The sequence below is a fragment of the Lentzea aerocolonigenes genome, assembly GCF_000955955.1.
GTDB lineage: Bacteria > Actinomycetota > Actinomycetes > Mycobacteriales > Pseudonocardiaceae > Lentzea > Lentzea aerocolonigenes_A.
Window position 1 is genome coordinate 1 of the sequence record NZ_JYJG01000551.1, and the last position, 1336, is coordinate 1336.

Consider the following 1336-nt stretch of genomic DNA (forward strand, 5'->3'; position numbering starts at 1 on the left):
GGGCAGGGGAGTGGATCGAGGCGGACGCGCTGGTGCTGACCGTGCCGATCGACCAGATCCCGGCACTCGACGCGACGCCGGAGGAACGCGAGATCGCCGGGAAGGTCCGTTACCTGGACTACCGGACGATGATGTGCGCGGCCGAAGGGTTGCCGCGCGAGGCGTTCTCGCTCATCACGCGGCCCGCCAAGGTCGTGTCGTTCCACCACCGGTACGAGGACAGCGACGTCTACGCGTGCTACGCCTACGGGGCGGACGACGACGTGTTCGACCGGGATGTGAAAGCGCTCGGCGGGCAGATCAGGACGCCGTACCTGCGCAAGGACTGGAAGTTCCTGCCGCACTTCGGGTCTGAGGACCTCGAGAACGGCATCCTCGACCGGATCGAGATCATGCAGGGCGAGCTGAACACGTTCCACGTCGGCAGCCTGCCCGCGTTCGAGCTCGTCGAGTGCACGGTCGCGTACGCGGAAGACCTGATCGGCAAGCATTTCCAGACGCAGACGGACACCTTCACCACGAGCCACACGATCCGCGAGTGGCTGATCAAGCACGTCGCCGCGGAGCTCAAAGTGCCCACGATCGACGCGCACGCACCGCTCGCCTCGCTCGGCCTCGAGTCGCTGTCGGTCGCGAGCCTGCAGAGCGAGCTGTCCGACTGGCTCGGCTTCCGCGTGCCGCACACGCTGTTCCTCGAACTGCCCACAGTGGACGCAGTTGCCGAACACCTCGCGCGCCAAGATGTTCCCGCGGCGGCGAGCACACTCGCGCTCGCCCTCACCACACCGCGGCCGTTCTTCTGCATCGGTGGCGCGGTCGGAGCGGCCTACTACCTGCTGCCGCTGGCCCGCGCGGTCGGGCAGGGGCAACCGTTCTACGGCCTGCAGGGACCGGGCTTCGACGGCAGCGAGGAGCCGGTCGACGACGTCGAAGAGCTCGCGATCCGGTACGTCCAGGAGATCAAGCAGATCCAGCCTTACGGGCCGTACCTCGTCGGCGGGCACTCGTTCGGTGGCATCGTCGCGTACGAGGTGGGCAGGCAGCTCCGCACACGAGGTGACGAGGTCGCGCGGGTCATCATGATCGACGCGCACCCCGCCGTGCCGGGGCAGCCGGAGCCGCCGTGGGACGAGCGCGCGGTCATCGAGGAGCTGTGGACGATCCGGCAGCACGCGTTCCAGGACAGCGGCGCACCACGGCGACGCGTCGACCAGTCGCTGACGCCGAAGGAGCAACGCGAGCAGCTCGGCAGGTTCCTCGGCGCGTCCGGCACGAAGCCGGTCGAGGAGCACATCGCCACGATCATGGGCGTCTACCTGTCTCTTATACACATCTC

General features: G+C 67.9%; 1 protein-coding gene. It reads left to right on the top strand.

The window, feature by feature from the left end:
* A partial coding sequence (locus UK23_RS49605; protein ID WP_156213891.1) for an alpha/beta fold hydrolase occupies positions 1 to 1336 on the top strand: 1336 nt, incomplete at both ends.